This is a genomic window from Candidatus Cloacimonadota bacterium (genome assembly GCA_020532355.1).
Taxonomy (GTDB): domain Bacteria; phylum Cloacimonadota; class Cloacimonadia; order Cloacimonadales; family Cloacimonadaceae; genus UBA5456.
Genome location: JAJBBD010000233.1, coordinates 1 through 14475, shown reverse-complemented (window position 1 = coordinate 14475; position 14475 = coordinate 1). Strand labels below are relative to the sequence as shown.

The 14475-nt window shown below is 43.3% G+C and carries 11 protein-coding genes; 6 read left to right on the top strand and 5 right to left on the bottom strand.

What is annotated here, in order from left to right; all coding sequences use genetic code 11:
• Positions 1 to 14 precede the first annotated feature (14 nt).
• From LHW48_07965 to LHW48_07955, 3 genes are read right to left on the bottom strand one after another with little or no spacing between them, the layout of a single operon-like run.
• Positions 15 to 638 carry an iron-sulfur cluster assembly scaffold protein gene (locus tag LHW48_07965; GenBank protein ID MCB5260387.1) on the bottom strand — a complete coding sequence of 208 codons (624 nt, stop codon included), beginning with the start codon at positions 636 to 638 and terminating at the stop codon, positions 15 to 17.
• On the bottom strand, positions 639 to 1826 hold the full coding sequence (locus LHW48_07960) for a cysteine desulfurase (protein MCB5260386.1): 1188 nt from the start codon (positions 1824 to 1826) through the stop codon (positions 639 to 641). It abuts the gene before it with no gap.
• A complete protein-coding gene (locus LHW48_07955) occupies positions 1823 to 2233 on the bottom strand; it encodes an Rrf2 family transcriptional regulator (GenBank protein MCB5260385.1) in 411 nt (136 codons plus the stop codon). Before LHW48_07955 ends, LHW48_07960 begins: the two co-directional genes overlap by 4 nt.
• Before the next feature lie 990 nt (positions 2234 to 3223).
• Between LHW48_07955 and LHW48_07950 the strand changes: the two genes are divergently transcribed.
• The 6 genes from LHW48_07950 (at position 3224) to LHW48_07925 (ending at position 11492) form a co-directional block, all read left to right on the top strand.
• Positions 3224 to 4975, top strand: coding sequence for a [FeFe] hydrogenase, group A (locus LHW48_07950; GenBank protein ID MCB5260384.1), 1752 nt, complete (start codon positions 3224 to 3226; stop codon positions 4973 to 4975).
• Entirely contained in the window at positions 4976 to 5872 is an 897-nt protein-coding gene (locus LHW48_07945; protein ID MCB5260383.1) for a radical SAM protein, read from the top strand. It begins immediately after the preceding gene.
• 66 nt (positions 5873 to 5938) lie between these two features.
• Positions 5939 to 7450 (top strand): hypothetical protein, encoded by a 1512-nt coding sequence (locus LHW48_07940; protein MCB5260382.1) that lies wholly within the window; start codon positions 5939 to 5941, stop codon positions 7448 to 7450.
• A gap of 1 nt (position 7451) precedes the next feature.
• Complete coding sequence (locus LHW48_07935; protein ID MCB5260381.1) at positions 7452 to 8702, top strand: hypothetical protein; 1251 nt, start codon at positions 7452 to 7454, stop codon at positions 8700 to 8702.
• On the top strand, positions 8702 to 10696 hold the full coding sequence (locus tag LHW48_07930) for a hypothetical protein (GenBank protein ID MCB5260380.1): 1995 nt from the start codon (positions 8702 to 8704) through the stop codon (positions 10694 to 10696). Before LHW48_07935 ends, LHW48_07930 begins: the two co-directional genes overlap by 1 nt.
• Before the next feature lie 28 nt (positions 10697 to 10724).
• The gene (locus LHW48_07925) at positions 10725 to 11492 is read left to right on the top strand and encodes an SIMPL domain-containing protein (protein ID MCB5260379.1); all 768 of its coding nucleotides are present in this window, start codon (positions 10725 to 10727) and stop codon (positions 11490 to 11492) included.
• 78 nt (positions 11493 to 11570) lie between these two features.
• Here the strand turns inward: LHW48_07925 and LHW48_07920 are convergent, their stop codons facing one another.
• Positions 11571 to 12902, bottom strand: coding sequence for an outer membrane protein transport protein (locus LHW48_07920; protein MCB5260378.1), 1332 nt, complete (start codon positions 12900 to 12902; stop codon positions 11571 to 11573).
• Between the two features lie 258 nt (positions 12903 to 13160).
• On the bottom strand, positions 13161 to 14108 hold the full coding sequence (locus LHW48_07915; protein MCB5260377.1) for a T9SS type A sorting domain-containing protein: 948 nt from the start codon (positions 14106 to 14108) through the stop codon (positions 13161 to 13163).
• Between the last annotated feature and the right edge of the window lie 367 nt (positions 14109 to 14475).

Sequence of the window (14475 nt, the reverse complement as noted above, 5' to 3'; positions counted from 1 at the left end):
TTAACTCACGAGCATTAGGGAAAGTTAATCTGGATATTTTTCACTTCGGGATACTTTTCCAAGTGTTCATGAATCTCTTCTGCTACGTTATCTCGCCAGCTATCGAAGCTCAGCATATTCATATCTATAAGTACTTCTCCATCGTTAAAACCAACATATTTTACCATCTTGAGGCTAATGATATCTTCACCAACCTTAGGGTAGATTATCTTTCTGAGTTCTTCCAGAATGGTTTCTTTGCTAAAATTGGGCACTTTCTTCAAGCCATGCGCAATTTCATAGTTTGAGATTGCTGTTTGCAAAGTATCTGCAGCCAACACCGAACAGTGTACTTTTACAGGGGGTAACCCGTCCAAAGCTTCCATGGCATCGCGCCAGGATATTTGTTTTGCCTCATCCAAGGTTTTGCCTTTAGCAAGGTCTGTAATAATTGATGCAGTGGCAATGTTTGATGCGCAGCCATAAGAGAGGAAGCTGATATCTTCTATCACTTTGCTTTCGCTATTTACTTTCAGATACACGGTAACCTGATCCCCACAGGAAGGACTGCCTTCTGTTGCCGAAACATCGGCATCTTCCATTTTACCAACGTTATGCGGGTGCATGAAGTGATCCAGAACTTTTTGTGAGTATTGCATTTATTTCTCCTGATTTTTCAAAGCGTTATATAGTGGACTACGCTGACGCAATTCAGCGGTGATCTCCGCCAATTTATCCACCGCAAAATCGATCTGTTCTTTTGTATTATAGCGGTTTACAGTAAATTTCATCGAACCATGAGACTGCACATGATTTTTGCCTATTGCCATCAACACATAATTTGCTTTTAAGCCTTGAGATGCGCATGCAGAACCGGTGGCAACCGTAATACCATACATATCCAGCATCATTGTAATGGCTTCTCCTTCGATGTAATCGATGGAGATATTGATATTGTGAGATGCGCGACCCTCACCTTTTGCGCCATTGAGCTCAATATATTCAATCTTAGCCTGCAATTGGGCATACAGATAGTCCGAGAGTTCACGCAGGTGTTTGATGGTACCTTCCAAATCCGTGAAAGTCAAGTCCACTGCCTTGGCAAATCCGGCAATGAGTGCTATGGAGAGCCCCCCTGTCTGCAAGCCGTCCACTCTCTTGACGCCGTGTATTACCTGCCCCAATCTGGTTCCCTTTCGCACATAGAGTGCACCAATACCTTGCGGACCGTGGATCTTGTGGGCAGATACGCTCATTGTATCTATGCCATAGTCGTTTACGTTAAGTGGCATTTTACCATAGGCTTGACCGGCGTCAACGTGGAAATAAATCTTATTTGGTGCTTGTGAGAGAATCTCATGAATTTGCTTTAGCGGCTGTATTGTTCCCACCACATGATTCACCGCAGTAGTCATAAACAATACGGTGTCTGATCTTATCTCTGCCTTCAACTGATCCAGATCGATGCGAGCTTCTGCATCTGTAGTTAAGTAACTAACGCTAAACCCTTGTTTTTCCAGCCAGGCAGCATTGGTGAGTAGATCGGGATAATCTACTACGCTACAGATTACGTGTCCGCGCTTTAGCGAACTTGCCAAGCCTTTGATGGCAATGTTGTTTGCCAAAGTCCCGCCTGAAGTAAAGTGGATTTCTTCTGGATTTGCCCCCATCGATTTGGCGATGATTGTAGAAAATCCAGACAAGGCGTCGTTGGTACTTTCTCCCGTACTGATAAAGTTTCCGGGGAACCAAAATTTCTCTGTAAAATAGGGCATCATGGCATCGATTACTTCAGGTGCCACAGGGCTGCTTACGCAATTATCCAAATAGATGGATCCGGGTTTCATGTATCGTTCCTTTGCCAGATTTTCAGTATATCTTGCAGTGTGTAAGAGCTGAAAACCTGCTGTAATTTATTTTCTAATTGCTCAAAAAACAGTTTGAGAGGGCAAGTTTCACCCAAACAGTTTTTTTTATTGTATTCGGTACAAGCAGTATTAAAACTATCATCCTCAACTGCTTTTAGAATATCGGAAAAGAGAATATCCTGAGGTTTGCTTGCCAAAGAATAACCCCCCAAACTGCCCGGATTGCTATTTACCAATCCCGCACCTTTCAGCATTGCTAAAAGATGTTCTATGTATTTTTTGGGGAGCTTTTGGGCTTCACAAATCTTTTGAGCGGAAATATGCCCATGCTCATAGATTTCAATTAATGCTCGCAAGGCGTATTCTGTTTTTGTGTTTACCGCCATTATTTATTCTCCTTATTCTGCTATTTGAACTGTCCTTTAATAATACATACTAATTATCTATGCTATTCTGTCAAACAATTTCCGCAATTATATCCATAGAAACACTCAAATCTTTATGAGCGGTTTATGCTTCAGCCTCAAGTGCCATGTATATCCCATTGCTTATACTATCTTTTACGTATAGTTCAAGCCAAGATTATGCAGTAAGTGCAGGATGAGGGCAAGATGAATTATCGCTAGTGTCAGCTTAATTCAATGGCAGAGAACTTGGTGTATAAATAGCAAAAATTTGGTATTTAGAGCTTGATAATCTAGGAGCATAAAAAAGGCTCTCTTTCGGTTCGAGTAGGTGCATGCAATGTGTTTATATCAGTCATTTCGGTAATATTAACCGTTTGAGCAGCTCTTTTCTCCACTATTTAGTTAGGACGCTTGTAGCTGAGTCTTACGGGAAATATCCTAAAGCCTATTTTATAAAAGTGTAAGCGATCTGATATTCATTCAAGTGTTTACTGTAGGGGGCACCCGGAAATGGGCTGCCAAGCTCCTGCTGATATTGAACTTAATAAGCCTCATGGACTTCAAAAGCCGGCGTGTAATTATGCACGGCCTTGAAGTCCAAACCGCCCATAAGATATTAGATAAGTGATAGTTTAGTTTATGCGCTTTTAACTCCAATGCCTCAATTGGGTTAAAAGATCGCAGAATAATCCGGGCATGAGGCAAAGATCCATACTACAAGGGTGGTGGATGGACATAGCTACGATCAAAAGCTCACCAAACCGAGATCATGTGCCAAAATATCTACCATATATGAATGTGCAACGGTTTCTTTAAGTATTTAGAAACAAGTATAACTATGTTACATTGTGCACAATTATCCTCAATATTGTGATCGTAAGGTCCAAAACTTATCTAAGCCACGCTTGACATAAATTAATATCTTCAGCAATGTGACCTTAACTACTAAAATGTTCTCAAGGGGATAACATGATAACTGTATATATAAATGGTCAAGCCACTTCGGTGTTGAAAAATACGAAGGTTTTGCATGCGTGCACAAAAGCCGGATATCCTGTGCCACATCTTTGCTATCATGAAGATTTGCCAGCTTTTGGCAACTGCGGAGTGTGCATGGTGGAAGTTAACGGTCGCACGGTAAGAGCTTGCTCCACTCCTTGCGAAGAAGGAATGCAGATTAAAACCACCGGCAAAAAGCTTTTGGATTTGAGGCGGGAAGCTTTAGAAATAATTCTTTCCAACCATCCCAATAACTGTCCCGAGTGCATCAAAAATGGACGGTGCGAATTGCAGGATTTGGCTCAGGAACTAGCGATTCGCCACATGCACCTAAAAAAAGTAAAACGGAAATATAAGGGACGCGACGAATCCTCGCTAGCGATAACTTTGGATCCATCTTATTGCATCCAATGCGGACGCTGTACTTATGTATGCAATGAGATTCAAGACGTTCATGCTTTGCAAAGCAGCGATCGTGGATTTGAAACCTATGTAGGTCCCACTTTTGATCGTTCTCTGGAGGAGAGTGAATGTGTAAAGTGTGGTCAGTGCAGCGCTTATTGCCCGGTTGCGGCTATCTATGAATGTGACGATTCGGATGCCTTGTGGGCAGCATTGGACAATCCGGATTTGGTATTGGTGGCCCAAGAGGCACCGGCGGTTAGAGTGGCTTTGGGGGAAGAATTTGGTTACAAACCCGGTACGAATGTTAAGGGCAAGATGTACACAGCCTTACGTGAACTAGGTTTTCAGTATATCTTCGATACAAATTTCGGAGCAGATCTTACCATCATGGAAGAGGCAACGGAATTTGTGCACATCTTTAAGAATCATCCGGAAAAGTTTCCCCTCATCACAACTTGCTGTCCATCATGGGTAGATTTTTTAGAGAAGTTCCATAGTGATCTCATTCCTCAATTTTCTTCTTCCAAAAGCCCGCATCAGATGGTGGGGACTATGGTGAAGACCTATTGGGCACAAAAGAAGGGAATTGATCCGAATAAGATCTTTCTGGTATCTGTAATGCCATGTACAGCAAAGAAGTATGAAATTGAACGCATGGAAGATATGTATGCCAGTGGACACAAGGACGTGGATCTTACCATCACTACCCGCGAGCTGGCACGCATGCTTAAAACCAGAGGAATAGATTTGGCAAAACTTGAAGATGGCGCTGTCGATAATCCCTTGGGCGAATATAGCGGAGCGGGAACCATCTTTGGCGCCACCGGTGGAGTGATGGAGGCTGCATTACGCACGGCATACTACCTGGCAACAGGTTCGGAATTGCCAAGTCCGAAAATAGATTTTGTGCGTGGGTCTAAGGGAATCAAAAAAGGCAAGATTGAGATTTTAGGCAAAGAAATCCGCATCGGAGTAGCATCCGGATTGGGTAATGTGAGCAAACTCATGAATGAGATTCGCACTGCCAAAGAAGCAGGGAAAGAACCACCTTATCACTTTGTGGAAGTAATGGCGTGTACCGGCGGTTGTGTAGGTGGAGGCGGACAGCCCTACCGTAGCACAAACAGAGTGCGTGCCGCGCGAGCCAAAGGATTGTATAAAGAAGATGAACATGCCGAACGTAGGGAATCGCACAACAATCCCTCCATCCAAAACCTATATAAAGATTTTCTTGGTGAGCCAAACAGCGCCAAGGCGCGTAAGCTATTACATACCAGCTATATTGCTCGCCCAATGAAGATTAGTAAAGAAGAATAAATGGAAAAACAGGATAAGAGCCTAATCTATCCGCTATTTATACCAATGCGGGGTTGCCGGAGTGCATGCGTTTATTGCAATCAACATAAAATAACCGGAGCCGGGGCTTTTAACCTGCAGGAAGCAAGAGTAGAGGTAGCGGCTTTTATTGAACGAAACTCCCCAAAGCCAAAACAAGTAGCTTTTTATGGGGGAACTTTTACTGCTCTCCCAGTAAATGAGCAAATAGAGTATCTCTCTGCCATGCAAGAAGTTCTGGAAGATGGGGATGGCTTGAGGATTAGTACGCATCCAGCGTATATTGATGAGATTACACTTAATCGCTTGCGAAGTCATCGGGTAGCTACTATCGAGCTGGGGATTCAAGACTTTTGTGATGAGGTATTGAATGCAACCGGAAGAAATTATACTTCAGTTCAAGCAATTCAGGCAGCGAATGCTGTGCGTAAAGCCGGATTTGAAATGGGAGTGCAATTGATGCCCGGTCTTCCGGGTAGCAATATCAAAAGCCACCGGTACAATTTACAGGTTTTAAGTGAATTGAGGCCGGATCTACTGAGGTTGTATCCCACAATTGTAATTAGAGGCACAAAGCTCGAAAAGATGTATTTGGAAGATAGATATCAACCGCTAAGTCTAAAATCAGCCATAGATATTTGTGCAGATTTTACAAAACTATGTAAAGCCAATAACATTCGAATCATCAAATATGGTTTGCCGTCTAACTTGAATATAAGCGAGGTGGTAGCCGGACCATACCATCCAGCGTTTGGAGAATTGGTTAAACAAGCGCTTCTACGCCGTGAGATAGAGCACAATCCGTCTCGTAAACAACATCTAACTACTTGCGAATTGCAATTACTACGTGCCCATAGGGCTCTTGAACTAAGCCTTTGAAACGGATTAATTACGGCAACACAACATTAAAATACTCGGCTTGCACGCCGGAGTGAAGGAAGTCCTATGAAAGCTTTTATTGTATTGGCACTTGGCATCTTACTTATTATTGTAGCCTGCACAGTGGAGAAGCCATCCTTGCCCACATGGGATGTAGATTTGGCGATTCCACTTATAAACGAGGAGTATTTCATATCCGATCTCGTCGATAGCGTGAATATCGTGATTGGAGAAAATCAAGTGTTGCATCTCATAGGTTCTGGAGAAGTAGATACTCCTGAAGTTGGCACAGTGGAAATGCATCCCAATTTGGATGAACAGGTACCGCTTATCTCCGGTATGGATATTACGGAAGAGATTGGTTTTATAGATAGCGGAGGGTCAGCAGAACTAAGTTATGGGAAGTTTTCATCCGGAATAATGAGAATACGTTTTAGCAATGTAGTACCGCAGACTGAAGAATTGCGCATTACATTTACTGATATTAGCACAATAGATGGAAACCCCTTGCAAGTAACTTATGATGACAATGAGGAATGGCAAGATATAGACCTAACTGGTTGCGTGATTGGGGAGTTGGATAGTCCCGACATTCTAACCGATCTGGAAGTATCGATATTTGCAAGCTCGTCTTTACCAGATGGTACTCCTCTTGCGCTGTTTGATATAGAGTTAAGCGGAGCTTTGTTGTTTGAAGTATTTCAAGGCATTCTTCACGACTTTGAAATTTCCATGAATAACTATTCTTCAAGTATCGATATCGATTATCCAAGCAATGTGGATGAGGCTATCACGCTAAGCGATGCGCATCTGGAAATAGATGTTACCAATAATATAGGCTTTGATTGCGAGTTTATAGGCTTTTTTGAAGCTAGAAGAGGTGACGTGGTAGAAAGAAAGCAGATTGTGGACCCTAATGGAAACAATTATCGCATCAGTGCGGCTAATTCTGAAGGAGCGGTGGTAACGAGCTTGATTTTTGATGAAGGACTCAGCAGGCTAATGCAAATTATGCCCGAAAGTATTCAGATTGTAGATGCTATGTTTTTAGTGGATTCAGCATCCGGAGCGGGAACTCTGCGAGAAAATGATACGCTTGTGGCAAACTATGTTTTAGATGCACCGTTCCGCTTTACTCTTCACGAATCCCCCGTGATGGTGGAGGATGCGATTAAGATCAATATAAGCGAAGATAATAAAGAATACATCTCCGAAGACCTTCAATCTGCCAGTTTGGAGTTTAAGGTATGGAATAAGATTCCGGTGGGAGGTAAGGTAAAGGCATATTTTAGTGTAGATGAGGAGATCGATCCGGAAGACAGTCTGAGCTATGCTTTCTATAAAGAAATTGAGGTGGCTTCAGCTCAAAGTGCTCCAGATTGGCAAAACGACTTGGAACCTCTTGTTTTAAGCAAACAAGAGTTGGATTTCTTTAGTGGAGAACAGATCTATCTTAAATGGGAATTTATCTTTGAGGCATCTCAAGGTTTAGTGGAAATCACAGCCAGTAGTGCAGACTTTATGGCAATCAAAAGTACGCTGCGTGGCAAACTGAGAATTAATGGATCGGAGTTGTAAGATGAAGAAGATAATTAGCTTTGCAGTAATTAGTATAATGGCAGTATCTGCTTTTGCCACACCTTCTGCCAAATCATTCTTCTTTGCCGATAGCTATATGCTTCGTGCCAATGGAGTTGAAGCAAACTACTGGAACCCGGCAAAACTCAGTGCCAACAATGATAGCGATATTTGGCTACCTCTGGGGAATAGCGGCGTTCAGATAAGCAATAATGCCCTAGATTTGGATACATACAATTTCTTTGTTAGCGCAGATACTCTAAATGCAGAAGGCAAAGAGCGCATCCTTAAAGATATGGATGGTAGCATAGATTTCAACTCGACCGCCAATATCAGTTTGATTGGCGTAACGATGGGTAACACGGCTATTTCGGCGTCTGGTCACTTTCACGGCAAGGGAATGCTTTCTGAAGATTTTCTTCGCCTTGCCCTCTATGGCAATACCGAAGAGGAATACAGGTTTAACAAAGATACCAATAATGCCTCTGCGCTTTCGTATATTGATGTTACTTACGGAATTGGCGATATAATAGTACCCTATATACCAGAAAACATACCTCAGATAAAAGCTGGATTTGCCGCCAGCCTCCTTACCGGTATCGCTTGTGTAGAAACCCACAAGTTCGATGTTCTATTCAGGAGTACCGAAGATGAAGGAGCTAGCCTAGATTCGGATATAGAATTGCGCACCGGTGTGTTGGGAGCCGGGTTTAAGGGAATGTTGGGCTTATATAGCGAAATCACGCCTTGGCTTGAGACCGGTATTACCGTAGATAATATTGCGGGATTCATCAAATGGGGATTGAGCAAGGACATAATTCATTATTACGCTTCTGCCGATAGTGTTTATATTAGTAATGCCGATACGGATATTTTTACTCAGGGCAATGAACGCTATAAATCTGGAGCTTTTACCACTAATTTGGGCACTGAGATGCGTCTTGCCGCCTTGGTTAAGCACAAGTATGCCACTTTGTCTGCGGATTGGGTACAAGGATTTAGCAATACCGTTAACAGCAGCAAGGTCGGGCGCCTTTCTTTTGGGGCAGGTTTCATGCCTACCCCGTTCTTACCGCTTTCATTGGGTATTTCTTTACCGAACAGCAGCAATCCATTGAAAGTGTCTTACGGGCTTGGACTGAAAAGTAAATCAAGCGAAATCAACCTTGCAATTCAAAGCTATGATAGCCTTTTTCCCGGATACAAATCTAAAGGTATTTCTTTTGGCACAGCCCTAAGAATTTGGTTCTAATGCTTTTTGTATTTGCAGCGATAATATCTTTAGTAATCACAGCGGTGCTGTATTATAAAAGCCGTCCTACGCAGGTGCGGAGGCGCCTGATTCTGCTTTTTGGCTTACGCTTTATTAGTTTATTTATCCTACTTGTGATATTACTTAGCCCCATTCTGTATTTTAGTAGGGAGCGCACAAAGCAGCCGATACTTCTTGTTATGCAAGACATTAGCCATTCTATGGAAACTCAAACCGAAGGAATTAGCAAAGCAAAGAGCCTGTATGAGCCAATGTCACTATTAATAGCCCGGTATAAAGATGAAGGATACAAGATTGCTCAATATGATTTCGCCGATGGCATTGAGGGCGGAGCAGAGAATAGTCTTTTGGGCAAAAGCCTTCAAGAGATAAGCAAGAAAGAAGATATCAGCCAAATTCAAGCCATCCTTTTAGCTTCAGATGGATGGTTTAGGGATGGAGATTACAGTCTTGTATCTCGCTTAGGAATTCCGATACTGGCTCTTGCCGATACCACCAGTTATGTTTATGGGGATCTTTCAATCACCGGACTGCATACAAATCGCTATGCCTATCGCAATGAGAGCACAATATTAAGAGCCAAGGTACTTGCCACAGACTATAGTGGACCCGCAAAAGTAAATCTGTATCTGGCACAGAACCGCATTAGCAGCAAGAATTTGAATCTTGAATCGGGGGTTGAAGAGATTGCCGAGTTCGATTACAGGTTTCCTCAAACCGGCTTCTTTAACTACCGTGTTGAGGTAGAGCCACTTGATAAGGAACAGCGTTTGGGCAATAATGTCTATCCCGGTGCCATCGAGGTTTTATCCGAAAAGGAACACATTGTAGTTTTTAGTGATGCACCTGGTTGGGACAACAAGTTTATTTTGGATGCCGTAGCCTCAAATCCTCGCTGGCAAAGTATTTCGTATCAATTGCGTAACGGAGTTGTTTATCGAGGTGAAGAGCAAGTTACTCTTCCGGCAGATGAGCAACCTGTAGTGATTGTGATTATAAACAATGGCAATCTGCGCTTGGATGCTCAGTCCCGCCGCTATATTGAAGATAGGTTGAAACGTGGTGCAGGCTTACTATATCAAGGTTTGCCGATACTTGAGCTATCCGAATACCTACCGCTAATGCGCTCAAATATCATAAGCCCTTATCAGGGTTTTGTTCAGCTCAGTGATGCTGCAGAGATGTATCCTATGCTCTCGCCGTTGAAACGTGAAGTTAGCAAGCTTCCTCCTCTGGATTACTATTATACTTCAGTTGCGGCTGGGAGCGAGCTTTTAGCTGTGATGAACAATCCCCAAAAAACACCCGGCATTGCGGTTAGGCACAGCGCCAATTCCCGGGCACTTTCTTTTTGCTTCCTAAATTTGTGGCGATGGCAATTGCAAAGCAGCGATGCAGCTTATCAAAAGATGGTGGTTAATATCCTTACTTGGTTAAGCAACAAGGCATTAGGCAGCTATAGCGCTATCTATAAAAACAGCTATATGCAAGGTGAAAATGTAGTGATCCGCCTCAGGGCAGAAGACGAGATCCGCAGTCACGATTTGGATAAAAACCCCAAGATTAGCATTTTTGATGCCGATGGCAAGTTGTTAATTCAGGATTTTATGATTCGTTCCAATGAAGAATACACTTTTTCCACCGAGCTTTCGCATGCGGGCGACTATCGTTTTGAGATCAGTGAAGCAGCAAGTGATAAGAGCAGCAAAGGCAGTTTTGCCATTTCCGAAATGTCGGTTGAAGCGCGGGATTTTGGATTTAACCTACCATTGTTAGGATTCCTTGCCAATCAAAGTAGGGGAAAGATCATTCCCATTAATGAGATAGACAAGCATCAAGCTTTAGCTCCTGTGCTAAAGCAAGAGATTCTTAGACGCGAGATCAACCTCTATAAAATGTGGTATATTCCTGCTTTATTCATTCTCAGTTTCTGTTTGGAGCTATTTTTTCGCCGCAGATGGGGGCTTCTATAACATCAGCATTATTCATGGGAGGTAATAAATGTCACTATTTATCGTAATAATCGCAGGTCTTCTGATTGCCGGCATACTGGTATGGATGAAGGAATCTAAAAACACTTATGCTTTATTGAGTATTGCCTTTATAGTGGGCATCAGCATCTTTAGCATCTTCTTTTGGCAAAGCAGAAAAGCCGAAACCAGTCTGCGGGTAGTAGGGTACTCCAGCAAACTATTCAATTCGGACTTGGTTAAGTGGAATATCTCTCTGCAAAAAAGCGTAGGTAACGGCGAGCTGAATAGCGGATATAAGGCTATGAACAGAGACGTAAAAGCTTTTAGAGAGTATTTTATAGAACAAGGTTTGGATGAAGAAGAAATTAGCGTGCAACCAGTTTCCAGCTATCCCCGCTACGACAACTATGGTGCGATGATTGGTTACAACCTCAATCAGGAGATCTTTGTTCTTTCAGATAAATTGGACAAAATAGAGGATTTAGCGCTTAATCCGGATTTTGTTGCCGAACGGGGCATGGTGCTATCTAACAGCCGTTTGGAATATCTGTATAGCAAACTTCCCGAGCTCAAGCAAGAGCTGCTTGCGGCTGCAACAGAAGATGCGTTGGCGCGCGCCAAAGAAATATCCGGATCTGCAAATACCAGTTTGGGTAAGATGCGTGAAGCCCGGGCCGGAGTATTTCAGATTACCGAGCCCTATTCCACAGATGTTTCGGATTATGGCATATATAACACCAGTACCCGCAAAAAGAGCATCAGCGTTACCCTTACGGCGTATTTTTATCTGAAGTAGTATCTTATTTGGTTTGAAACTACACAAAAATAGGCTGCCTCACAATGGGGCAGCCTTTCCTTAGCAACACACAGAAATTTAGAATCTGTATGTAAGACCGATATTTCCTGAGATGGAATTGGAATTGTATTTACCGGGCATATTGGTTGCCGTTTGTTCAGAATCTTTGATTTCACGTTCTGTGAACATCACCCATTGAGCATTGGCTTCGATGCCGATATTACCCAGATCAATACCCCAACCGATGTTGCTGCTAAATTTGTCGCTCACGTCGGAGAGAGTGGGCAATTGAGTTGCTTTGGGAATAGGTGTCTGATCGTAGAAGAAGCCCAAGCGATATTTATTCATACCCATCTGGTACTCGGCGCCAAGGCTTACGCGATGAGTGTTTTCCCATTTGAAGGCCAGCGGAACTTCCGCATAGGGATTATTGGAATCTGCGATAATGATGGGATCTTTGATTTTTACTTTCACTTCATCAAGGCTTTCCCACATGGTGTAAGCATAGTCCATGGTAAGGGTCAGATTCTCAAATTTGGTATAGGCGATGCCAATGCCGATATCTCCTGGGAGGTCCAGCGTGGCGTCGATATCAGATTTTCCCCCTAACTTCGCGGCCGGAGTGCCATCAGGATTTGCCGGTGCCCAAAGGTGCATGCTGATATCGCCTTCCATATCGATGGAACTCGGTAGTTTACCGGAAAGACCGATGGCGACGCAGCGCGTAGGTTTGAACAACACGCCCATATTTGCGCCAACGCCGATCCCGGTTCCTGAAAGGTCAATGCTCATCGGAGCTGCGGTACTGCTGGGGAACTTCAATTGAGTAATATCGATAGTACCATACATTACGCTCATACCCATCCCCACCGAGAGATTGGGTAATACTTGGTAGGCAATTGAAGGATGCATATCAATCACGGCAATGCTGCTCATCATTTCTTCTTCGGGAAAGCTGGCAGCGTCATCATACACGTAAGGCGCACCGGGCATTTTGTAGGCATCCCAAGTAGTGCCCAAACCGTATGGCACATAAACGCCTAAGCCATATTTCAGACGCGGGTTTTTTGCCATAGTGAGGAAGGCATTGGGAAATGCCACCACTTTCTTGTTGGCTTCATATTCCTTAGCGGTAAATCCGGGAATGTTTGTCACGGTAGTGCCGCTGGGATCCCATTTGGCGGATGGCATAATGAAAGTACCGCCCAAAGAGACGGAATTTTCATCCATAAAGCCTAAGCCGGCAGGGTTCCAATACATCGCACTGGAGTCATCACTCAAACCACGGAAAGCACCGCCCATGGAAGTAGCTCTGGAGCCTACTCCGGTGAGGGCAAAGCCGCCGGCAAAAAGCTGTCCGGCTATTAATACCATACACATTAGAAGCGCTAAATTGCGAATTTGCTTCATAATTAATCTCCTTTAAAGATCATAATATTCGGATTTTTGAGATTTAACGGTGAATATTATTCAGTACTTGTTTCCCGTCAAGATAAATCTTGAACAGGACTCAATTTGAATGAGGAATCGACTTGTAACATAACAAAATGTGTTCATATAAGCGGAATGAGTGCTTTAATTTTTACAAGAGCTTTATCATCGTTATTCCAATCGGACTCCCCACTATATCTCAATCTAAAGATGAAGCAAGTTTTGTATGCGATGGCTTTAGTTTTTTAATACAATTCTGTGGCACTGCTTTTTTCCTTCAAATGATGCCTGCAGAATGTAAAGTCCGGAGGAAAGCTTGTGTTTTCCCAGCTCAATTTGCATCGCTTCAGCAGGACCTTTTGCCATATAGTTACCCAGAGTGTGAACTTTTCTACCGCGAATATCGTACAGACTGATCTCCCAATTTCCTTGAGCAGGTGCTTTTATCCAAATCTTATCTGATACAGGATTGGGATATATTTTCAGCCCTGGCACCCCCTCCACCAGGTTATCTTCCAAAGCAGAGCCATTAGCTTCAGCTTCTTCCAGTACATAGAGCATACCGCCATTTAAAGTGCTAACATAGGCTGCGATGCCATATTCTGTGGTTTCCCATTGGTACAAATAATAATCTATATATGTGGATACATAGTGATAACTTACGCATAGGGCGGGAAAGGTTCCCAAAGGAATGGTAATATTTCCTTCAGAGAGCACCCTGCCGCTAACCGTGTAGGCGCCATAAGCCCATGTATGCGTGCCTTGCCAAGTTTTACCCAGCGTATGCGGCAAGCCATGCGGAATGCCGGGATTCCAAACCATATTGGGACTGCCGGTATAGCCCAAAGTGATGATGTCCGTACCATCATTCTGAAGATAAGAAGTGCCTTCATCATGGATTCCAATCACATACTGCGTGTATTGGCAGCAAAGGTTCGCAGTAGGAAAATCTGAGTGCCCATCATATTCGTGATAGCTATTATACACATAACCCGGCTCCGGCAGAGAAAAATCCCAGCTTTTACCGCTACCCTCGCTGAGATCCGTAGTGCTTTGAATCCAATTACCTTGTTTATAATTCCTCTCTGCACCGGGATTGAAGCCAAAATGGGCTTGTTCGATGCAGAGCGCACCAAATTTAGTAGCAAGCAATACAAGCATTAATAAATAAACAAACTTACTCATCGTCACCTCTGGTGCAAAATACTTGCAAGCAGCCAAGCTGTCAATAAATTCTGCGGCATCAAATCTGTCTGTAAGAACCAAGAATCCGCCTTTTATGCATGCGACAGCTCCAAGACTTAATCTCACCATTAGCGTATGTTCATCTTTAGATCTTCCCGTCTCACCCGATGATCTCGAGGGGAACCAGATGTAAGCATAGCCTGATTTAGTAGAAGTGAATTGGGTATGGCACTTGGGATGGAGGGGAACGTGGAAATAACCCCAATTGAGGCATTGGAGTTCAAAGCGCATAAACTAACTATCACTTATTTAATATCTTATGGGCGGTTTGGACTTCAAGGCCGTGCATAATTACACGCCTGCTTTT

Excerpts from the sequence above, each read along its gene's own strand:
- LHW48_07930 (MCB5260380.1), top strand. The coding sequence starts at position 8,702 with ATGCTTTTTGTATTTGCAGCGATAATATCTTTAGTAATCACAGCGGTG.
- LHW48_07915 (MCB5260377.1), bottom strand. The coding sequence starts at position 14,108 with ATGAGTAAGTTTGTTTATTTATTAATGCTTGTATTGCTTGCTACTAAA.
- LHW48_07920 (MCB5260378.1), bottom strand. The coding sequence starts at position 12,902 with ATGAAGCAAATTCGCAATTTAGCGCTTCTAATGTGTATGGTATTAATA.
- LHW48_07965 (MCB5260387.1), bottom strand. The coding sequence starts at position 638 with ATGCAATACTCACAAAAAGTTCTGGATCACTTCATGCACCCGCATAAC.
- LHW48_07940 (MCB5260382.1), top strand. The coding sequence starts at position 5,939 with ATGAAAGCTTTTATTGTATTGGCACTTGGCATCTTACTTATTATTGTA.
- LHW48_07925 (MCB5260379.1), top strand. The coding sequence starts at position 10,725 with ATGTCACTATTTATCGTAATAATCGCAGGTCTTCTGATTGCCGGCATA.
- LHW48_07945 (MCB5260383.1), top strand. The coding sequence starts at position 4,976 with ATGGAAAAACAGGATAAGAGCCTAATCTATCCGCTATTTATACCAATG.
- LHW48_07935 (MCB5260381.1), top strand. The coding sequence starts at position 7,452 with ATGAAGAAGATAATTAGCTTTGCAGTAATTAGTATAATGGCAGTATCT.
- LHW48_07955 (MCB5260385.1), bottom strand. The coding sequence starts at position 2,233 with ATGGCGGTAAACACAAAAACAGAATACGCCTTGCGAGCATTAATTGAA.
- LHW48_07960 (MCB5260386.1), bottom strand. The coding sequence starts at position 1,826 with ATGAAACCCGGATCCATCTATTTGGATAATTGCGTAAGCAGCCCTGTG.
- LHW48_07950 (MCB5260384.1), top strand. The coding sequence starts at position 3,224 with ATGATAACTGTATATATAAATGGTCAAGCCACTTCGGTGTTGAAAAAT.